This window comes from Pseudomonas botevensis (genome assembly GCF_019145475.1).
Classification (GTDB): domain Bacteria; phylum Pseudomonadota; class Gammaproteobacteria; order Pseudomonadales; family Pseudomonadaceae; genus Aquipseudomonas; species Aquipseudomonas botevensis.
In genome coordinates this window covers 248,883-271,151 of the sequence record NZ_JAHTKI010000005.1, presented here as the reverse complement: position 1 = coordinate 271,151, position 22,269 = coordinate 248,883, and the positions used below count along the sequence as shown (strand labels likewise).

The window sequence follows — 22,269 nt, the reverse complement described above, 5'->3', positions numbered from 1 at the left end:
TCGCCAACGAGCCCGGCTCAGGCAACACAAATCCCGGACATGAAAAAACCCGCTGACCGTCACCGGTCCAGCGGGTTTCTTTTTGCCGGTCGACTCAGTGAGCCGCCTGGCCTTCCATCTTCTGGCGCAGGCTCAGCGGACGCATGTCGGTCCAGACTTCTTCGATGTAGGCCAGGCATTCCTTTTTCAGGCCGCTCTTGCCCACGGTGCGCCAGCCTTCCGGCACGGCTTTGTAATCCGGCCAGATCGAGTACTGCTCTTCGTGGTTGACCACGACCTGAAAGAGGATGTCCTCGCGGTCGAATACTGACGTCATGCTGTGTCTCCATCGCTGTAAGGGTGGGCTGCGCACGGGGCGCAGCCGGGTATGTAGAAAGAACGTTCGGCGCGGTGAAAAATTTACAGGCCGGCGGTCGCCGCGACCAACGCCCGGCCAAAAATCTCGGCCACGCGGTCGATTTCGGCGGCGGTGATCACCAGCGGCGGCAGGAAACGCACCACCGCGCCATGCCGCCCGCCGAGTTCGAGGATCAGGCCACGCTTGAGGCATTCGCGCTGCACCAGCGGCGCCAGACGCGCGAAGGCCGGTGGATGTCCCAAGGCATCCGGGGTGCCGCTCGGGTCGACCAGTTCGACCCCGAGCATCAGGCCGCGACCACGGATGTCGCCCAGTTGCGGGAAGTCCCGTTGCAGGATGTGCAGGTGCTCGCTCAGGCGCTCGCCCATGACGGCGGCATGCTCACAGACCTTGTGCTCGACCAGATAACGCATCACGGCAGAACCGGCGGCCATCGCCATCTGGTTGCCACGGAACGTACCGGCGTGGGCGCCCGGCTGCCACTTGTCGAGCCACTCGCGATAGACCACCACCGCCAGTGGCAGGCTGCCGCCGATGGCTTTGGACAGCACCACCACGTCCGGGATGATCCCGGCGTGCTCGAAGGCAAACATCTTGCCGGTGCGGGCGAAACCGCTCTGGATCTCATCGACGATCAGTGCTACGCCGGCCTTCTCGGTGATCCGGCGCAAGCCGCGCAGCCACTCGACGTCCGCCGGGATCACACCGCCCTCGCCCTGCACCGCTTCGACGATCACCGCCGCCGGCAATTGCACGCCGGCCTCGGGGTCGTTGAGCAGGTTGTCCAGATAGCTCAGGTTGGCTTTCACCCCCGCCGCGCCACCGAGGCCGAACGGGCAGCGGTAATCGTATGGATACGGCATGAACTGCACGCCGTTGCTGAGCAAGGCGCCCAACGGTTTCTTCGGCCCCAGGCTGCCCATCAGGCTCAACGCGCCCTGGCTCATGCCGTGGTAACCGCCGGAGAACGACAGCACGGTGCTGCGGCCGGTAGCGGTACGCACCAGTTTCAGCGCGGCTTCAACGGCATCGGTGCCGGTCGGGCCGCAGAACTGGATTTTCGCTTCACTGGCCAGCTCGGCAGGCAGCAGGCCGAACAGATCCTGGACGAACTGATCCTTCACTGGCGTGGTCAGGTCGAGGGTGTGCAGCGGCAGCTCATCGCTGAGCACCTGCTGAATCGCCTCGATCACCACCGGATGGTTATGCCCCAGCGCCAGGGTGCCGGCACCGGCCAGGCAGTCGATGAAGCGGCGGCCCTCGACGTCCTCGACGTACAGCCCCTTGGCACGCTTGAGCGCCAGCGGAATGCGTCGTGGGTAGCTGCGGGCGTTGGACTCCTGCTGACTCTGGCGAGCGAGCAACGGCGATTCGTTGAACTGATACAGGGTTTCCGCCGGCTCGGAGGCGACCCGGGCCGAAGACTCTTCGATAAGGCTGGTGGCGACTGACATATCTCGACCCCTCAATACGCTATGGATAGTGACCAAAACTGCACACCGCACAGGTGCGCGTTCCGGTTCCGGGGCGCACATGCAGGTTTTCCTGTTCTGGAAACGCTTGAGTCGGGCGAGGATTTACACCCTTGATCGCGTGTCAGGCTGAAGCTGCCAGTGGTTTGTGCATGGGAAAGGTCTGCATCCCGCGCTGTGTCAGGGGTTGCGCCGATTCGCGGTAGCCCAGGCGTCGGTAGAATGCCGCGCCGCTGCAGGTGCTGTTGAGATGGACGCCGGCCGCGCCGCGAATCCGCAGCCAGCCCTCGAGATCGGCCATCAACGCCCGCCCGGCACCGCGCCGGCACCACTCCGGCTGGACGTGACAGAAGGTGATGTCACCGTTGGCCGCCGCCATGCCGGCACCAATCGGTTTGTCGTGCAGCAGCGCAATGTTCAGATAGCGGCGCGGATCAGCCAGCCAGGCGTGGATATGGTCGCAGGATTGCTGCGCCAGCCAGGGGATGACAAGGCGTGCGTCGTTACGGTGATCGAGTACACAACCGATGCGGATCGAGCGCTCGACAATCCGCTGGATGATGCTGGCGTCGGCCGCAGTGGCCGGGCAAATGTAGATGGGTGCTTCCATGGCGCAGGTTCCTCAATCCATTGAGTCAAGGCTGCCCAGACCTTAGCCTCGTGGTCGGCGGATGGCTATCGCTGAGAGGTTACATTTGATGTGCCGATGACCTTCGCCTCACCCAAACGTGGGAGCGGGCAAGCCCGGCTCGCACATGAGGAAGTGAGCGGACTTACACAGGCTGCAACGGCATCGTCAGCTCGACCCGCAGGCCATCCGGACGGCTGTCGAAATGCAGGGTGCAGGCGCAGCGCTGGACGATGGCCTGGACGATCGCCAGGCCCAGGCCGCAACCGGTGCTCTGACCGTTGCGCCAGAAGCGTTGGGTCAGGTGCTGCAAATCATCGGCGGCGATGCCCGGCCCGTGGTCGCGCACCACGAAGCGCACGCGGTTGCCGGTGGTTTCCAGGCTCAGGTCCACTGCACCGTCCCCCGGGGTGTGGCGCAAGGCGTTGTCGAGCAGGTTGCGCAACGCCGCAATCGACAGCACCGCCGGCATTTGCAGCGGCGCGGCGGACAACACGTTCGGCACATGCAGTTTGATCCGCTGCCGCTCGCCGCCCGCCGCGTCCTGAATCGCCAGTTTCGCCACTTGCTCGGCGCTGCACTGCACACCGTCGTCGAACGACAGACTACCTTCCACCCGCGCCAGCAACAGCAATTGTTCAAGGGTCCGGTGCAAGCGATCGGCACCTTCTTCGGCGCGGGCCAGGGACTGATCCCGGGCACTGCCTTCGGTCATGCGCGCCACTTGCAGGTGGGTCTTGATCGCGGTCAGCGGGCTGCGCAGTTCGTGGGCGGCGTCACCGGTCAGGCGCCGCTCGCGCTCGATGGTCTTGCCGATGCGCTGGAACAATTGATTCTGGGTGTCGAGCAACGGTTTCAGTTCGCTCGGAAATGACTGGATCTGCAACGGTTCCAGCGAGTCGGCATTGCGTCGCATCAAGGCTTCACGCAAGCGGTTGAGCGGCGCCAGGCCCTGGCCGATGCCCAGCCACAGCAGGCACAGACAACCCAGCAACGCCACGCCGACCGGCACCGACGCCGCCAGCAGAATCGACATGTTCAGGGCTTCGCGCTCGATCTGCCGATCCGCCGTGGTGATCCGCACATCGCCCCGGGCCAGGGTAAAACTGCGCCACGGCGCACCGTCGATCATCTGATCGTGGAAGCCCATTTTCTCGGCTTCCAGCGCCTGTTCGGGATTATTGTGGCTGCGGGCCAGAATCTCGCCGCGCAGGGAACTGACCTGACAGGCCATGCCCCCGGGAATGTTCAGTTGTTCGGCACTGAAGTGAGTGCCCTCGCCCTTGCTCGGCAGGGTCGGCAGTTGCTCGAGCAGGCCGGCGACCATTCGCGCCGACGCCACCAGACGCTGGTCAAGGGAAAACATCATCTGATTGCGCAGATCGCTGAGCATCCAGGCTGCCGCCAAGGCCCAGATCAGCGCGAACGCGGCGCCGAGGGTCAGACTCAGGCGCAGGCGCAGACTCATCACTTGTCTTGTTCTCCGCCATCGGCCGGGCCGAGGCGATAGCCCAGGCCACGGACGGTTTCCACGATGCCTTTGCCGAGCTTGCTGCGCAGGTGGTGGATATGCACGTTGAGTGCGTTGCTCTCCAGTTCGTCGTTGAATCCGTAGACGCTGTCCTTCAGTTGCTCGGTGGACAACACCCGGCCACGGTTGTGCAGCAAGGCCTGCAACAGTGATTGCTCACGTCGCGACAGGTCCACCGGTTGCCCGGCCAGGGTGGTTTCGCGGCTGCTCGGATCGTACGTCAGCGCGCCGTGCTCGATCAGGTTGACGCTACGCCCGGCGACCCGCCGCAACAGAGTTTGCAGACGGGCGAACAGTTCGCGCAGATCGAACGGCTTGAGCAGGTAGTCGTCGGCACCGGCCTGCAGACCGTCGACACGGTCGGTGACCGCATCCCGCGCGGTGAGGATCAGCACCGGGATTTCCAGGCCCTGATGGCGCAACTGCTGCAACAGCTTCAGACCGTCTTCGTCCGGCAGACCGAGATCCAGCACCATCACGTCGAATTCGGCGACTTTGAGCATCGCTCGCGCCTTGGACGCAGTGTTGACGTGCTCCACGGTCAACCCCTGGGCCGTCAGTCCTGCGACAATGCCGCTGGCGATCAACTCATCGTCTTCGCAAACCAATACGTGCATGCTGAGTCCCGTCGAAAAGTGCTGATTAGGCCGCCGGCCGATTAAGCCGACATTATGCCCCGAACGCCGCACCGACAAGGGCGTCACGGTTAATCATCGGTTAATCGCCGCCGCCCATTGTGCTCCTCACTTACAGGGACAAGGTTTTTCCATGCGTCACTTCTTTTTATTGTTTGCACTGTTGATCTCGGGTCTGGCCCAGGCAGGAAATGACCCGTTTGCGACGAAACCGGACTTTCTACCGGTCGACAAGGCGTTCGTCCTGACCTCGGAACGTCTGGAATCCGGCGAAAACCAGCTGTTCTGGCAGATCGCCGACGGCTATTACCTGTATCAGAAACGCCTGAAATTCGATGGCCTGGCAGCGGAAAATGCGCCGGCGTTGCCCGAAGGCGAATCCCACAGCGACGAGTTTTTCGGTGAACAACCGGTCTATCGCCAGGGCCTGGAAGTGAAGATCCCGGCAGCGGCCAGCGGACAGATCAAGGTCACTTATCAGGGCTGCGCCGACGCCGGCCTGTGTTATCCACCGCAAACCCGGGTCATCGACCTGGGCGGCAAGGCGCCGACCGCGGCGGGCACGCAAGCACCGGATCAAGCCCTTGCCAGCAGCCTGCAACAGCGGGCGCTGGGCTGGAGCCTGCTGGTGTTCTTCGGCCTCGGCCTGTTGCTGGCGTTTACCCCCTGCTCGCTACCGATGCTGCCGATTCTCGCCGGGATGATTGTCGGCAGCGGTGCCACCCCGCGACGCGGTTTCGCCCTGGCCAGCAGCTATGTGATCTGCATGGCGCTGGTCTACGCAGCGATGGGGGTGATTGCGGCATTGCTGGGGGCCAATCTTCAGGCGTGGTTGCAGAACCCATGGCTGCTCGGTGCCTTCGCGGCGATCTTCGTGGTGCTGGCGCTGCCGATGTTCGGTTTCTTCGAACTGCAACTGCCGGTGGCACTGCGTGACCGACTGGAACACGCCTCGCGCAGCCGCAGCGGCGGCAGTCTGATCGGCGCCGGAGTGCTGGGTGCGCTGTCGGGGTTGCTGGTCGGGCCGTGCATGACCGCTCCGCTGGCCGGCGCCCTGCTCTACATCGCGCAAAGCGGCAATGCGCTGCACGGTGGTCTGATCCTGTTTGCCCTGGGCATCGGCATTGGCGTGCCGCTGCTGTTGCTGGTAACCGTCGGCAATCGCTTCCTGCCCAAGCCCGGCGCGTGGATGAACCTGCTCAAAGGTGTATTCGGCTTCCTGTTCCTCGCCACCGCGCTGCTGATGTTGCGCCCGGTGCTCAATCCTTCGCTGTGGCTGGGCCTGTGCGGCGCGCTGTTGTTGATCGCCGCCTACAGCGCCTGGAAACAATCGGAAGGTTTTGGCCGCGTCGCCCAACTGTTCGGCGCCAGTTCGCTGCTGCTCGGTCTGTGGGGCAGTCTGCTGGTGGTGGGTGCAGCGGGTGGCAGCGACGATCCGTATCAGCCGTTGCAGGTCTACAGCGCCGGCCGTAGCGCAACTGCCGCGCCGAATGCTCATGAGGCCTTCACCACGATCAACGATCCTGCGGCCCTGCAACTCGAACTCGACGCGGCGAAAGCCCAGGGCCAGTGGGTCTTGCTCGATTACTACGCCGACTGGTGCGTGTCGTGCAAAGTCATGGAAAAACAGGTGTTCGGCCAGCCGCGCGTGATGCAGGCCCTGAGCGATGTGCGCTTGCTCCGACTCGATGTCACCGCCGACAATGCCGCCAGCCGCGAGCTGCTCGGTCGTTATAAAGTGCCGGGGCCGCCGAGTTTCGTCTGGATCGGCGGCGACGGCGACGAACGCCGCAGCCAGCGCATCACCGGCGAAGTCGATGCCGATACGTTCCTGCAACGCTGGACCACCACCCGAGACGCCCGTTAATGCTGACCTTCACCCTCGGCACCTTTGCCATCGCGCTCAACCACCTGCTGCTGATCAGTGCCCTGGCACTGGCGACATTGGTCGGCTGGCGGGTCGCCAAGCGTGGCGGCGACAACCCCGAGTCGGCACTGTTCAGCCTGTTCCTGCTTGGCCTGCTGGCGGCGCGCATCGCGTTTGTCGCCGTGTATTGGGGCCATTACCGTGCCGATCCGTGGCAGATCATCGATCTGCGCGACGGCGGTTTCCTCGCCTGGCCGGGGGTGATCGTGCTGCTGCTCGCGGCGCTGTATCGCGGCTGGCGGCGGCCGGGGTTGCGCCGACCGCTGGGTTTCGGCGTGGTCAGCGGCGTGGCGTTCTGGGTGTTGGCGACGCTGTCGTTGAGCATTTATGAACAAGGCACACGCCTGCCGGACATCACCCTGCGCAATGCCGCCGGGGAAACCGTGAAACTCTCCGACTATCAGGGCGGCCCGTTGGTGATCAATCTGTGGGCGACCTGGTGCCCGCCGTGCCGACGCGAAATGCCGGTGCTGGAAAACGCCCAGCAGCAGCGCCCGGACCTGACCTTCCTGTTCGTCAATCAGGCCGAAAGCATGCAAAGCGTCGCGACCTTTCTTGAAACCCAAGGCCTGAGCCTGTCCAACGTGCTGTTCGATCGCAGCGGACGCCTGGGTCAGGCCGTGGGCTCCATGGCTCTGCCAACCACCCTCTTTTACAGCCCCGATGGACGCCTGCTGGGCAGTCATCTGGGCGAGTTGTCGAACGCCAGCCTGGCCCGCGCTCTGGAAAACTTCGACACCCTCACTCCGAACGCCGCACCGGCCACCTCTGCAAGGAAACTCCCATGCCCCGCCTCCGCCACCTGCTGACGCTGACCCTGGGCGCTGCCCTGCTGCACTTGCCGTCGCTGCAGGCCGCTGAAGAATTGCCTGAAGCGATCAAGAAGATCGAAGCCAAGGGCGCAAAAATCGTCGGTCAGTTCGATGCTCCCGACGGTCTGCGCGGTTACGCGGCGCAGTACCAGAATCGCGGCATGGCGTTGTACCTGACCCCGGACGGCAAGCATGTATTGCTGGGCAATCTGTACGACGAGGCCGGCAATGACCTGAGCAGCGCACCGCTGGAAAAACTGGTCTATGCACCGATGGCCAAGGAGATCTGGGCCAAGTTCGAAGCAAGCAACTGGATTCAGGACGGTGACAAAAATGCGCCGCGCACGGTGTACCTGTTCAGCGATCCGAACTGCCCGTACTGCAACATGTTCTGGGAACAGGCGCGGCCCTGGGTCAAGGCCGGCAAGGTGCAACTGCGCCACATCATGGTCGGCATCATCCGCGAAGACAGCCCGGCCAAGGCCGCCGCGCTGATGGCGGCCAAGGACCCGGCCAAAGCGCTGGAAGAACACGAGAAGGCCGGCAAGGGCAGTTCGCTGAAAGCCCTGAAAGACATTCCGAAGGCCGTGCAGACTCAACTTGCGGCGAACATGCAGCTAATGCAGGACCTGGAGCTGGAAGCGACCCCGGCGATCTTCTATCTGGACGACAAGGGTGGGCTGCAACAACAGCAAGGCGCGCCGACACCGGACAAACTGGTGAAAATTCTCGGACCCAAGTAAGCAAAAGATCGCAGCCAAGGCTGCGATCTTTTTTCATGCTCGCTACCTGTGGCGCTGCCCCAGGAAGGCCTTCAGCACCTCGGTGACAAACTCAGGGTTCTCCAGATTGGAGATGTGCCCCGCCTCCGGCACCAGCACGCACGGACAGCCGATCAGCTCGGCCATTTCCTGCGCCTCCGACGGTGGCCGTGGCTTGTCCTGATCGCCGCAGACCACCAGGGTGGTCGCCGCATTCAATTCGCCCAGACGCGGCAGCAGGTCATCGCGACCGAAGGTGATCCGCCCCATCGGCACGATGCTTTCGCGCAAACGTTCCGACGAGTATCCCGCCAGTTTCGCGCGAAAATCCTGGTACAGCGCCGACTGCTTGTCGATGCCCGGCCGGAAGAAAATCGGCACCACGATGTCCAGCAGTTGCTCGGAGATTTCACCGCTGTCTTCGATCTGCTTGAACAGCGAGAAGTAATACTGGCGAGTCGGTTCCGGCTCGACGCCGACGTAGGTGTCCATCAGCACCAGGCCGTTGAGCCGCTGCGCCGCCGACAGCGCCAGGCGCACGCCCCACATGCCACCGACCGACAGTCCGACCAGGGTGACCCGGTCGATGTCCAGATGATCGAGCAAGGCCAGGGCCTGGCGGGCGATGTCATCCAGCGACGTGGTGCCTTCGGGCAAACGTCCGGACTCGCCGTGGCCCCACAAGTCCAGCGCAATCACCCGATAGTGCGGCGACAACGCAGCGATCTGCGGCGCCCACATCGCCTGATCCCAGAGATAACTGCCGGCCAGCAAGACTGCCGGGCCAGCGCCTTGATCGGTGTAATGCAGGGCTTGTCCGTCTACCGTGAAAAAGGGCATTGATCACCTCCGTGGAAAAAGAGAACCGGCAGACTGAGCTGCCGGTGTCTGATCGTCAACCGGGGAAATGTACGGGAATGTACAAGACAGATTGAAGGTGTCTGGTCTGAGGCCTTCGGGAAGGCTGGAGATTAAAGCCCCTCCAGCTCCGCCATCAGGTCATTGAGCCGATCCACCTTGTCCTCGGTGATGTCACTGGCCGCCAGCCCTTCGATGTACTCGGCCAGTTCCGCCACCGTGCTGCATTCGAACATCGCCCGCAGCGGCACGTCGCGTTGCAGGGTTTTCTGCACCCGCGAAGCGATTTGCGTGGCGAGCAGCGAGTGGCCGCCGAGTTCGAAGAAGTTGTCGAGTACGCCCACCTTCTCGACCTTCAGCACCTCGGCCCAGATATCGGCCAGGGTCTGCTCCAGCTCGTTGCGCGGCGCCAGGTAATCCTGGCTCTGCAACTGACCGATCTCCAGTGCCGGCAAGGCCTTGCGGTCGAGTTTGCCGTTGGCGTTGAGCGGCAGCCGATCCAGCCACAGCCAGTGCAGCGGCACCATGTATTCCGGCAGTTCGGCACGCAGGCGCTGCTTGATTCGCTCCAGGCGCTCGCTCGGATTCAGCGCAGACTCCGCCGCCACCAGATAACCGACCAAATGCTTGCCATTGGCGCCTTCCTGCACACCCACCGCGCCGTCGCGGACTTCCGGCTGCTCGTGCAGACGCGCTTCGATCTCACCCAGCTCGATCCGGTAACCGCGAATCTTCACTTGATGGTCGACCCGGCCGACGTACTCCAGCACGCCGTCGCTGCGACGGCGCGCCAGGTCACCGGTGCGGTACAGACGCTCGCCCGGCGCGCCGAACGGATTCGGCACGAACACCGGCGCAGTGCGCAGCGGATCGCTGACATAACCGCGACCGACGCCGGTGCCGGCCACGCACAACTCACCCACCGCACCCAACGGCACCAGTTCCAGCGCGCCATCGAGCAGATACAGCAAGTTGTTGTCGGTCGGTGTGCCGATCGGCAGATAACTGCCGCGCGTCGAGGCCAGGTCGACGCGGAAGAACGCCACGTCGTCCGAGCACTCCGCCGGGCCGTAGGCGTTGACCAGACCGATGTCCGGGTAACGCAGCAGCCATTGGTGCGCCAGTTCCGGCGGCATCGCTTCACCGGTCGGCAGCATCCAGCGCAAGCCGTCGAGGCTCAGGCGCTCCTGAGCAAGCATGCCCTGGATCAGCGACGGCACGCTCTCCAGCACGGTGATGCCTTGGGCCTGCACATGCACCAGCAGTCCTTGCGGATCGTGGGCGATGATGTTCGGCACGATGTCCACCCGCGCGCCGAACAACGGCGCGGCGAGGAATTGCCAGACCGAAATGTCGAAGCTCTGCGACGCGGTCTGGGCGATCACGTCGGCGTCACTCAGCTTCAGGTACGGCACCTTGCTCAACTGGTTGTTGAGCATGCCGCGCTGCTCGACCATCACGCCTTTCGGCAACCCGGTGGAACCGGAGGTGTAGATCACGTAGGCGAGGTTGTCCGGGCCGCTGTAGATCCCCGGATTGGCCGCCGATTGCGCGCTGGCCTGAACCTCTTCCCAGACCAGCAAGCGTGGCCGGTTGGCACAACCGAACTCGTCGAGCAACACCTGCGCCTGCTCACGGCAAGCCGCGCTGCACACCAGCACTGGCGTTTGGCTGAGTTCGATGATGCGGCTCAGGCGCTGACTCGGCAGACCCGGGTCCAGCGGCAGGTAACCGGCGCCCGCCTTGAAGCTGCCGATAATCATGCCCAGCAGATCGAGGTTACGCTCGGCCAGCAGCGCCACCGGTTGATCCATCTGCACGCCCGCCGCGACCAATGCATGGCCGAGTCGGTTGGCATTTTGGTTCAACTGTTCGTAGCTCTGCTGTTGCTCGAGGCAACTGGCGGCAATGCGCTGCGGGTGCGCCGCCACTTGCGCTTCGAACTGGGCGACGTAGCTCTGTTCCAGCGGATAGTCGTGAGCACTCTGGTTGCAGCCGTGGAGCAGGAAGTCCTGTTCCTCTGCACCCAGCAACGGCAGGTCAGCCATGTCGCCATGGAACCCCTCGACCAGCGCCAGCAACAGACGCTTGAACTCGCCCAGCATGCGCTCGACCGTCGACTCGTCGAAGTAACGCTGGTCATAGGACAGGTGCAGACCGAGGTCATCGCCCGGATAGCAGACCGCCGTCAGCGGGAAGTTGGTGTGGGTCCGGCCCGAGTCCGAAGTCGCGTTGAGGCTCTGCGCGCGATCCAGCACCGAGACTTCCACCGGGGCGTTCTCGAACACGAACAGGCTGTCGAACAGCGGCTGGCCTTTCGGCAGTTCGCTTTGCTCCTGGATGTTCACCAGCGGCAGATATTCGTACTCGCGCAATTGCATGTTGCTGTCGAGCAGACCGCTCAGCCACTGCCGCACGCTGGCGCGCTGGTCGTCCGCCGGAATCTGCACCCGCAGCGCGATGCTGTTGATGAACAGGCCGACGGTGCGTTGCATCTGCGGCATGTCCACCGGTCGCCCGGCCACGGTGACGCCGAACAGTACGTCGCGATCACCGCTCAGACGACGCAGCACCAGCGCCCACGCGGCCTGGGCAAATGTATTGACGGTCAGTTGATGGGCCTGGGCCAGCTCACGCAGACGGGCGCCATCCTGCACATCGAGACGGGTGTAGCGGTCGCCGACGATCATGCCGCCGCTTTCGCCGGCATGCTCGCGCAGGAATGGCCGGTCGCTCGGGATCGGCGTGGTGCGCTCGAACCCTTGCAGGTTCTGCTGCCACCACTGACGCGCCTCGGCCAGGCTCTGGCGTTGCAGCCAGCCGATGTAATCGCGGTAGCGCGGTGGTACGGAAAGCTGCGCGTCGCGACCTTCGCCCAGCGCGGTGTAAATCTCGAAGAAGTCGTTCATCAGCAGCGAACGGCACCAGGCATCGATCAGGATGTGGTGGTTGCTCATCATGAACCAGTAGCGCGCCGCGCCGACCTTGATCAGGCGCAGATGGAACGGCGCCTGATTGAGCAGATCGAAGCCGGCCTCGCGCTCGCTTTTCAGCAGCGCCTGCAGTTGCGGTTCCTGCTCGGCTTCGGCAACGGCGCTCCAGTCCAGATACTCGATCGGCGTGCGGCCCGGGGTGTGAATCACTTGCAGCATGTCTTCGCCGACGTTCCAGCAGAACGAGGCGCGCAACGATTCGTGACGGGCGACCACCGCTTGCCAGGCCTGGGCGAAACGCTCGGGGTCGAGTTCGCTGTTGATGCGGTAGCGATCCTGCATGTAGTACAGGCCGGTGCCCGGCTCGAGCAGGGTGTGCAGCAGCATACCCTCCTGCATCGGCGTCAGCGGATACACATCCTCGATGTGCGCCGCCGGCACCGGCAATGCGTCGAGCTGTGCCTGAGTCAGTTTCGCCAGCGGGAAGTCCGACGGCGTCAGGCCACCGGCGGAGTCTTGCAGGCAGTGTTCGATCAGGCTCTGCAATTCGCCAAGGTAGGCATCGGCCAGTTCATTGATGGTCTGCGCGTCGTAACGCTCGGCGCTGAAGGTCCAGCGCAGCAGCAACTCACCGCCGTAGACCTGACTGTCGACGCTCAACTCGTTCGGCAATGGCGCCTGCGGGTCGTGGGCCGCGCCGACCGGCTCGTCCAGCGGACGGAACAACGCCTCGCTGCCGAAGCTTTGGTCGAACTGGCCAAGGTAGTTGAAGGTGATCGGTGCATGCGGCAATGCCGCCATGCTCGCGCGGCTGGCGTCATCGGCCAGATAACGCAGCACGCCGTAACCCAGGCCTTTGTGCGGCACCGCGCGCAGTTGCTCCTTGATCGCCTTGATCGAAGCGCCCTGTCCGGCGGCCTCTTCGATGTTGTGCGGGGTCAGGCGCAGCGGATAAGCGCTGGTGAACCAGCCGACGGTGCGGGTCAGGTCGATTTCGTCGAACAGGGTTTCGCGACCGTGGCCTTCCAGTTGAATCAGCGCCGATGGCTGGCCACTCCAACGGCACAGCACGCGAGCCAGCGCGGTCAGCAACAGGTCGTTGACCTGGGTGCGGTAGGCACTCGGTGCCTGCTGCAACAACTGTTGGGTGTGCTCGGCGTCGAGACGCACGCTGACGGTTTGCGCGTGGCGATTCTGCTGACCGCCTTGCGGGTTTTCGCACGGCAATTCGGCACTCGGCCCGGCCAGTTGCGCTTGCCACCAGTCCCGTTCTTCGCGCAGGGATTCGCTGCCGGCATAAGCCTGCAAGCGCGCCGCCCAGTCCTTGAAGGCGCTGGTTTTCGCCGGCAGTTTTACCGACTGCCCGGCCTCGAGCTGGCGATACACGGTTTGCAGATCGTCGAGCAAGACGCGCCACGACACGCCGTCGACGACCAGGTGATGGATCGCGATAAACAGGCGTTGCTGTCCCTCAGGCCCATCGACCAGCACGACACGCATCAGCGGCCCTTCCTGCAGATCGAGGCTGCGCTGGGCGTCGGCGAACAGCGCCTGGCACTGGTCCATCGACGGCACGCGAACCTGCCACAGCACAGCGGCATCGGACACCGGCTGATGGCTCGCCTGCCACTGGCCCGTACTCTCGGTGAAGCGCAGACGCAAGGCGTCATGCTGCTCGATGACCGCCAACAGCGCTTGCTCCAGCCGATGCGGTTCCAGGACCGAAGTCGGCTCCAGCAACAACGCCTGGTTCCAGTGCTGACGCTGGGGAATCTCGCTGTCGAAGAACCAATGCTGGATCGGCGTCAGGCGTGACTCACCGCTGACCAGTCCTTGTTCGGCGGTGATTTGCTCGCTGCGGCTGGCGACAGCCGCGAGGGTCTGCACGGTCTGATGCTGGAACAGGTCGCGCGGGCTGAAATGAATGCCCTGCTGTCGCGCACGGCTGACCACCTGGATCGACAGGATCGAATCGCCGCCCAGTTCAAAGAAGTTGTCGTTGAGGCCGACCTGCTGGACGTTGAGCACCTCGCACCAGATCTGCGCCAGGGTCTGTTCCAGCTCATTGCTCGGCGCCACGTAATCCTGACGGTTCAGCTCCGGGTCCGGCGCCGGCAAGGCGCGACGGTCGAGCTTGCCGTTGGCGGTCAGCGGCATGCTCGCCAGCAGGATCAGGTGGGTCGGCACCATGTAGTCCGGCAGTTGCGCCTTGAGGTGCGCCTTCAGCGCTTCGCGCAGTTCGGCTTGCTCGGCGTCGCCCTGCTCGGCCACTTCGGTCACCAGATAGCCAACCAGTTGCTTGCCGCTCGGCGCATCCAGCGCCAACACCACCGCTTCGCGAATCGAGGCGTGCTCCAGCAGGCGGGTTTCGATCTCGCCCAGCTCGATGCGGAAACCACGGATCTTCACCTGATGGTCGATCCGCCCCAGGTACTCCACCAAGCCGTCGGCGCGTTGGCGCACCAGGTCGCCGGTGCGGTACATGCGCCCGCCATCGGCGGCGAACGGGTCGGCGACAAAGCGTTCGGCACTGATGCCGGCGCGCTCGTGATAACCCAGGGCCAGGCCGGCACCGCCGACGAACAGTTCCCCGGTCGCGCCTTGCGGCACCAGCGCCAGATCGGCGTCGAGAATGTAGGCCACACGGTCGCCGATCACGCTGCCGATCGGCACGCTGCCCGCGCCCTCTTCCAGCACGGGCGGCGCCAGGCTCGCCAGCGGCATGACCACGGTTTCGGTCGGACCGTAGGCGTTGAAGAACAGGCTCGGCTTGAAGGCGGCGCGAATCCGTTGCAGGTGTTCGCCGGTCAGCGCCTCGCCACCGGTGATGATCATCCGCACCGGCAGGGTGTCGTTTTGCGTCGCCAGGAATTGCGCCAACTGGCTGCCGTAGCTCGGCGTGAACCCGAGGACATTGATGCGATGGGTGCGAATCAGATCGCAGATTTCTTCCGCGTCCCACTGCCCCTGCGCACGCAGCACCACTTGCGCGCCGCTGAGCAACGGCACCAGCAGACGCTCGGTGGCGGCGTCGAAGTTGATCGAATAGAAGTGCAGTTCGCAGTCATCCGGGCGCATGCCGAACCGCTCGATCACCGCTTGGCAATGCATGGCGATTTCACCGTGGGACACCACCACGCCTTTCGGCTTGCCGGTGGAGCCCGAGGTGTAGATCAGGTACGCCTGATGCTGCGGCAGGCTGATGAACGGCAACTCCGTGGCCGGGTAATCGGCGAGCGCGGCGCGGTCATCTTCCAGGCACCAGCGCGCCACGTTCGGCGGCAGTTCACCGAGGGCCGTGAACATCGCGCGGTCGCTGAGCAGCAGGCCGACGCCGCTGTCCTCGATCATGTAATGCAGGCGATCGAGCGGGTATTCCGGGTCCAGCGGCACGTAGGCGCCGCCAGCCTTGAGAATCGCCAGCAGGCCGATGACCATTTCCAGCGAACGCTCCAGCGCCAGACCGACTCGCACTTGCGGCCCGACACCGCGTTCACGCAGCACCCAGGCCAGACGATTGGCCCGCGCATCCAGCTCGGCGTAGCTCAGGGTCTGTCCGGCGAAGGTCAGGGCCGGAGCGTCCTTGCGCACCAGCGCCTGCTCGGCGAACAGGTGATGGATGCACTGGTCGAGACGTCGCTCGCCCGGCTCGACGCCGAGGCTGTCGAGCAATTGCTGACGCTCAGCCGTGTCGAGCAGCGGCAGTTCGCTGAGGCGTTGTTGCGGGTCGGCGATCAGCGCTTCCAGCAGGTTGCGCCAATGTTTGGCCATACGGGCGATGGTCGGCTCGTCGAACAGGTCGGTGCTGTAAGTCAGGCAGCAACCGAGGCGATGGTCGAGGTCGGTGACTTCCAGGTTGAGGTCGAACTTGGTCGCCCGCGCATCGTTGGCCAGGTACTCGACAGTCATCCCGGCTAGGGTGCGGCTCTGCTGGAACTCCCAGCGCTGCACGTTGCACATCACCTGGAACAGCGGGTTGTAGGCAGCACTGCGCGGCGGCTGCAACGCCTCCACCAGATGATCGAACGGCAGGTCCTGATGGGACTGACCTTCGATGACGGTGTGGCGCACTTGCTCGAACAACTCGCCCACCGACATCTGGCCGTCGAGCTGGCAACGCAGCACCTGAGTGTTGAGGAACGCACCGATCAGCCCTTCACTTTCCGGGCGAATGCGGTTGGCCACCGGCGCACCGATGCGCAGATCGGTCTGGCCGCTGTAGCGGTAGAGCAGCGTGGCGAGCGCGGCGGTCATGGTCATGAACAGGGTCAGACCGTTCTGCGCATTGAACGCACGGACGCGGGCGGCGAGGTCATCGCTGAGATCGAAACGGAACAGTTCGCCCTGATGGCTTTGCACCGGCGGACGCGGACGGTCGCCCGGCAATTCCAGCAGCGGATGTTCGCGGCCCAGTTGCGCGGTCCAGTAATCGAGCTGACGCTGACGCTCGCCGGACTCCAGCCAGTTGCGCTGCCAGACGCTGTAATCGAGGTACTGCACCGGCAACGCTTCCAGCGGCGACTCGCGGTCGTCGACGAAGGCTTCGTACAACGCGCTGAGTTCGCGGGCGAAGATGTCCATCGCCCAGCCTTCAGTGACGATGTGGTGCAGGGTCAGAACGAAGTAGTGTTCGTGTTCGGCGGTCTTGACCAGGCAGGCGCGCAGCAGCGGACCGGTTTCCAGATCGAACGGCTGATGGGCTTCTTCGTCGGCCAGTTGCTGGACTTTCTGCTCGCGCAGGTCAGCGGCGAGTTTGGAGAAATCCTTCCAGTCCATGCGCACGCCGGTTTCGGCATGCACCTGCTGACGGGCCACGCCGTCGACGCTCGGGAACGTGGTGCGCAGGGTTTCGTGGCGCAGGATCAACGCCTGCAACGCCGCCTCGAAACGCCCGACATCCAGCACGCCACGCAGGCGCGCCATGCCACCGACGTTGTACGCCGGGCTGTCCGGTTCCATCTGCCAGAGGAACCACATGCGCTGCTGGGAATACGACAGCGGCACCGGTTGGCTGCGGTCGACCTTGTCGATCGGCGGCTGTTTGTTGGTGCGGCCACTGGCCTGGATCAGGCGGATCTGCCCGGCGAAATCCCCCAGTTCGCTGTGTTCGAACAGTGCGCGCAGCGGCAACTCGACGTCGCAGGCCTGACGGGTCCGGGAAATGATTTGCGTGGCGAGCAGCGAGTGACCGCCGAGGGCGAAGAAATCGTCGCGCAGGCCGACTTGCGCCAGGCCCAGCACTTCGCGCCAGATCGCGGCGATCTGTTGCTCCAGCTCAGTGACCGGCTCGACATGCTCGCGCACGTGCCATTGCGGCTCGGGCAGCGCACGGCGATCGAGTTTGCCGCTCGGGCTGAGGGGCATTTCGTCGAGGCGCATCAGTTGCGCCGGCACCATGTACTCCGGCAGCTCGGCGGCCAGCGCGGTTTTCAGGCGGGTGATTTGCGCGTCCGGGTCTTCGCTGGAATCGGTGGTGGTGAAGTAGCCGATCAGTTGCGCACCGGCGGCGGTTTCGCGGACCAGCACCACGGCCTGGGCGACGCTGTCCTGAGCCAGCAGCCGCGCTTCGATTTCTTCCGGCTCGACGCGGAAGCCGCGCAACTTGACCTGCTGATCGAGGCGGCCGAGGTATTCGATCACGCCCTCGGCAGTCCAGCGTGCACGGTCACCGGTGCGGTACAAACGTGCGCCCTGCTCGCCCAGCGGATCGACCACGAAACGCTCGGCGGTCAACGCCGGACGCCCGAGGTAACCACGGGCCAGGCCAATGCCACTGATGCACAGCTCGCCCGGCACACCGGCCGGCACCGGGTTCAGGTCGCTGTCGAGTACGCGGCAGATCACATTGCCCAGCGGCCGGCCGATCGGCGAGCGCTCGCCGTCGCCGGTCGAGCAATGCCAATGGGTAACGTTGATCGCGGTTTCGGTCGGACCGTAGCGGTTGTGCAGTTGCACTGCCGGCAGTTGCGCCAGCAGCCGGTTGCGCAGTTCCGCCGGCAGCGCTTCGCCACCGGAGAACACCCGGCGCAGGCTAGTGCATTCGGCGCTCAGCGGTTCGTCGACAAACAGCGAAAGCAGCGGCGGTACGAAGTGCAGCGTGGTCACGCCGTATTGCTGAACCAGTTGCGCGATCCGATGCGGATCACGATGCTCACCGGGGCCGGCAATCGCCAGGCGCGCACCGGTGATCAGCGGCCAGAAGCATTCCCACACCGACACGTCGAAACTGATCGGCGCTTTCTGCAGCAGCACGTCGCTGTCGTTCAGGCGATAGGTGTTCTGCATCCATTGCAAGCGCTCGGCCAGTGCTGCGTGGGTGTTGCCGACGCCCTTCGGCTGACCGGTGGAACCGGAGGTGTAGATCACGTAGGCGAGGTGGTCACCGTGCAGGTGCAGCCCCGGGGCCTGGCTCGGCCAGTTCTCCAGGTGCAGGGAATCCATGGCGATGACGCTGACGCCCTCGCTGGCCGGCAAACGGTCGAGCAAAGCGGTCTGGGTCAGCAGCAGTTCGACGCCGCTGTCGCTGAGCATGTAGGCCAGACGTTCGGCCGGGTAGTCCGGGTCCAGCGGCACATAGGCGCCGCCCGCCTTGATGATCGCCAGCAGACCGATCAGCAGTTGCGGCGAACGCTCGCAGGCGATAGCCACGCACACGTCCGGGCCGACGCCTTTGTCACGCAGATAATGCGCCAGACGGTTGGCTTGGGTGTGCAACTCGGCGAAGTCGTAACTGCCGCCGTCCCACACCAGCGCAGTGCGCTCCGGGGTCTGCTGTGCTTGTGCGTTGAGCAGTTCCGGCAGCCATTGCTGCGCCGGCGTGCAAGGGGCAACGCTCCAGACCTTCTGCTGATCGTGTTCGGCGGCGGTCAGCAATGGCAGGTCGCCGATGGCTTGCTGCGGACGCTCGCAGACCTCGCGCAACAGGTTGCAGAAATGCTCGGCCAGACGCTCGATGGTCGCGGCGTCGAACAGCTCATCGGCGTAGTCGAAGGACAGGCTCAGGCGCCCGTTGCGGTCTTCTTCGCTGTGCAGTTGCAGATCGAACTTGGCCTCGCGGCTGTGCCACGGCAGTTCTTCGGCGAGCAGTCCCGGCAGGCGTTTCAGCGCACTCAGGTCGCGTTGCTGGTGGTTGAACATGACCTGGAACAAGCCTTGTTCGCGCGCCTGCGGGAAGGCTTCGAGCAGTTGTTCGAACGGCAGATCCTGATTCGCCTGGGCGCCGAGCGCAGCCTGACGGGTCCGGGCCAGCAGCTCCACGAATGGCAGGCGCGAATCGACCTCGGCACGCAGCACCTGGGTGTTGATGAAGAAGCCGATCAGGCCCTGGGTTTCCAGGCGCGGACGGTTGGCGTTGGGCACGCCGATGCGAATGTCGCGCTGGCCGCTGTAGCGGTGCAACAGGCTCTGGAACGCCGCGAGCAACAGCATGAACGGGGTGGATTGATGGGCCTGGGCGGTGTTGCGAATCGCCTCGCTGAGGCTGACGCTCAGCCGCACGCCATGCCGTGCGGCGCTGTGCTTGATCTTCGCCGAGCGCGGATGGTCAGTGGCCAGTTCGAGGGTCGGGTGCTCGTCACCCAACTGCGCTTTCCAGTACCCCAGTTGCCGCTCGCCCTCACCTTGCGCCAGCCATTGGCGCTGCCAACTGCCGTAGTCAGCGTATTGGGTCGGCAAGGCCGGGAGATTGGCCGTCGCACCTTGGGAGGCAGCGGCGTACAGGCGCGAGAACTCGTCGATCAGCACGTTCATCGACCAACCGTCGGCGATGATGTGGTGCATCGTCACCAGCAGTTGGTGATCTTCGTCATCGAGACGAATCAGCGTCACCCACAGCAGCGGGCCTTTTTCCAGATCGAACTGGGTACGTGCCTCGTCCTCGCGAATCTGTTGCGCACGGGTTTCACGCTCGGCGGGCGGCAGATCGCTGATGTCGATCCGTTGCAGGTTGAATTCACCCGCTGCGACCACCTGTTGCAGGGCCACGCCGTCACGCTCGAAGAAGCGCGTGCGCAGGGATTCGTGACGCTCGACCAGTTGCTGGAAACTGGCGCGCAGGGCGTCCTCATCCAGTTCGCCACGCAGGCGCAAGGCGCCGGGAATGTTGTAGGCGCTGCTCTGCGGATCGAGTTGCCAGGTGATCCACAGACGGTTTTGCGCCAGGGATTGCGGCAGCGGCTCGTTGCGCGACAGCGCGGCGATTTCGCCCTGGGCGCTGCCGCCATCCTGTTGCTGCTGCGCCACGGCGGCGGCGAATGCCGCGAGGGTGGGCGCTTCGAAGAGCAGGCGCAGATTCAGCTCCAGGCCCAGCTCTTCGCGCACCCTGGCAATCACTTGGGTGGCGGCGATCGAGTTACCGCCGAGGAGGAAAAAGTGATCGTCGGCCGCGACCTGCTTGACGTTCAGTTGCTCGGCCCAGATCGCGCCGATCAAGGTTTCCAGCTCGGAGGCGGAGACGGTCGATTCTTGCGATTCGCCGGTGGTTGTCGGGAACACTGCGTAGCTGTCGAGGCTGCCGTCGGCCAGACGATTGCGGCACGCCGAACGTTGCAGTTTGCCGCTGGACGTCTTCGGCAACGCGCCTGGATTGAGCAGCACCACCACGCTCGGTGCTTCCTGATAAGCCTCGGCCACGGCCTGGCGGATGGCTTTGATCAGCGCCTCCGGCGGGAGGATTTTCTGCACGCTGCGGCTGATTTCCGCCGCGATGCCGATGCCCTCTTCGCCATGCTGGCTGACTGCGAACGCCGCGACCCGGCCCTTGCGAACCACTTCCACTTCGCGCTCGACGGTTTGCTCGATGTCCTGCGGATAAAGGTTGTGACCGCGCACGATCAGCATGTCTTTCAGGCGACCGGTGATGAACAGCTCGCCATCACGGATGAATCCCAGGTCACCGGTACGCAGCCAGGTGCGGCCGGCATGCTGGACGAAGGTCTTGGCGCTGGCTTGCGGATTGCGCCAGTAGCCGTGGGCGATGCTCGGCCCGGCGGCCCAGACTTCGCCGACGGCATTGTCAGGCAGTTCTTCAAGACGATTCGGCTCGACGATCAGCACCGCATGCTCAGGCTGGCTGATGCCGCAACTCATGATCGGGCTGCCGGTGCCAGGCTCGGCGCGGTTCTGCGCCAGCGCCTGATCGTCCACGCGCAGGGCCGGAATCCCTTGCCCGCGCGGCGTGCCGGCGACAAACAGGGTCGCCTCAGCCAGACCGTAGGACGCCATGAAGCTGTCTTCGCTGAAACCGCAGGTGACGAACTTCTCGGCGAAGCGTTCGAGGGTATCGAGGCGGATCGGCTCCGAACCGGAATACGCCACGCGCCAGCGGCTGAGGTCGAGGCGCTCCATGGCCGACTCGCTGACCCGCTCGCTGCACAGACGGTAGGCGAAGTCCGGGCCGCCGCTGATGGTGCCGCCGTATTGGCTGATCGCTTCGAGCCAGCGCAGTGGCCGGCCGAGGAAGTACGCCGGGGACATCAGAATGCACGGCACACCGCTGAAGATCGGTTGCAGCAGACCGCCGATCAGACCCATGTCGTGGTACAGCGGCAACCAACTGACGATGACGTCGTCCGGGTTCACGTCGATGCCGAAACCGTGGCGGATCAGCAGCTCGTTGGCGACCAGATTGCCGTGGCTGACCTGCACGCCCTTGGGCAGCGCGGTGGAGCCGGAGGTGTATTGCAGGAACGCGATGTGATCTTGCGGCAGGGGCGGCTCGACCCAACGCTCGGCCAGCGCGCTGTCGAGGGTGTCGACACACAACAGCGGCGGCGCGCCTTCGATCTGCTGCAAGGCGTCGCGCAGGTCGGCACTGGTCAGCAGCAGACGCGGTTCGGCGTCGGCAATGATCGACAGCAAGCGTTCCTGATGATGGCGACGGGCCGATTCCGGCGGATAGGCCGGCACCGCGATCACGCCCGCATACAGGCAACCGAAGAAGGCCGCGACGTAATCCGGGCCGCTGGGAAACAGCAATACCGCGCGCTCGCCGAAACCGGCCTCGGCCTGCAACGCGGCGGCAATGGTACGCGCGCGTTGATCGAGTTCGCGATAACTGAGCACCACAGCCTGCTCCTCGGATTCCGCGAGAAAACGCAGGGCTAGCCGATCCGGCGTCAGGGCCGCGCGGCGCTGGAGGGCTTGGACCAGGGTGCTGGGGAGTTCGAACGCGTCGGTCATGAGGTTTCCTGCCTGAATTCGGCTTGCTAGTGGAATCGGGTTGTTGCGTCACGCCCTTTCGGGACGCGCAGGGCGCGGTCTGTGCCGACCGCGCAAGGCATGGGAATGCTGTCTGGCCGGGGACGTTTGCCCGGAACCATTCACCAATGAGAACGGATGACGTCTTGAAATAATT

10 protein-coding genes are annotated in these 22,269 nt (G+C 64.4%); 3 read left to right on the top strand and 7 right to left on the bottom strand.

Annotated elements, in window-relative coordinates:
- Positions 1-94 precede the first annotated feature (94 nt).
- From KVQ74_RS09750 to KVQ74_RS09730, 5 genes are all read right to left on the bottom strand, one after another.
- The gene (locus KVQ74_RS09750) at positions 95-316 is read right to left on the bottom strand and encodes an MbtH family protein (RefSeq protein WP_217830853.1); all 222 of its coding nucleotides are present in this window, start codon (positions 314-316) and stop codon (positions 95-97) included.
- 83 nt (positions 317-399) lie between these two features.
- Positions 400-1,812, bottom strand: a complete 1,413-nt coding sequence (locus KVQ74_RS09745; protein ID WP_217830852.1) for an aspartate aminotransferase family protein — start codon at positions 1,810-1,812, stop codon at positions 400-402.
- Positions 1,813-1,954: 142 nt separating this feature from the next.
- On the bottom strand, positions 1,955-2,440 hold the full coding sequence (locus KVQ74_RS09740; RefSeq protein ID WP_217830851.1) for a GNAT family N-acetyltransferase: 486 nt from the start codon (positions 2,438-2,440) through the stop codon (positions 1,955-1,957).
- A gap of 163 nt (positions 2,441-2,603) precedes the next feature.
- Positions 2,604-3,926 carry an ATP-binding protein gene (locus KVQ74_RS09735; protein WP_217830850.1) on the bottom strand — a complete coding sequence of 441 codons (1,323 nt, stop codon included), beginning with the start codon at positions 3,924-3,926 and terminating at the stop codon, positions 2,604-2,606.
- The gene (locus KVQ74_RS09730; RefSeq protein ID WP_217830849.1) at positions 3,926-4,606 is read right to left on the bottom strand and encodes a response regulator; all 681 of its coding nucleotides are present in this window, start codon (positions 4,604-4,606) and stop codon (positions 3,926-3,928) included. Before KVQ74_RS09730 ends, KVQ74_RS09735 begins: the two co-directional genes overlap by 1 nt.
- A gap of 151 nt (positions 4,607-4,757) precedes the next feature.
- Here KVQ74_RS09730 and dsbD point away from each other — a divergent pair, with 151 nt between their 5' ends.
- From dsbD to dsbG, 3 genes are read left to right on the top strand one after another with little or no spacing between them, the layout of a single operon-like run.
- Positions 4,758-6,491 (top strand): protein-disulfide reductase DsbD, encoded by a 1,734-nt coding sequence (gene dsbD / locus KVQ74_RS09725; protein WP_217830848.1) that lies wholly within the window; start codon positions 4,758-4,760, stop codon positions 6,489-6,491.
- On the top strand, positions 6,491-7,360 hold the full coding sequence (locus tag KVQ74_RS09720; RefSeq protein WP_217830847.1) for a TlpA family protein disulfide reductase: 870 nt from the start codon (positions 6,491-6,493) through the stop codon (positions 7,358-7,360). The genes dsbD and KVQ74_RS09720 overlap by 1 nt, the downstream gene beginning before the upstream one ends.
- On the top strand, positions 7,336-8,106 hold the full coding sequence (gene dsbG / locus KVQ74_RS09715; RefSeq protein ID WP_217830846.1) for a thiol:disulfide interchange protein DsbG: 771 nt from the start codon (positions 7,336-7,338) through the stop codon (positions 8,104-8,106). The genes KVQ74_RS09720 and dsbG overlap by 25 nt, the downstream gene beginning before the upstream one ends.
- 42 nt (positions 8,107-8,148) lie before the next feature.
- Here dsbG and KVQ74_RS09710 read toward each other — a convergent pair whose 3' ends face one another.
- Positions 8,149-8,964 (bottom strand): alpha/beta fold hydrolase, encoded by an 816-nt coding sequence (locus KVQ74_RS09710; protein WP_217830845.1) that lies wholly within the window; start codon positions 8,962-8,964, stop codon positions 8,149-8,151.
- 131 nt (positions 8,965-9,095) lie between these two features.
- Positions 9,096-22,094, bottom strand: coding sequence for a non-ribosomal peptide synthetase (locus KVQ74_RS09705; RefSeq protein WP_217830844.1), 12,999 nt, complete (start codon positions 22,092-22,094; stop codon positions 9,096-9,098).
- Positions 22,095-22,269: the final 175 nt, after the last annotated feature.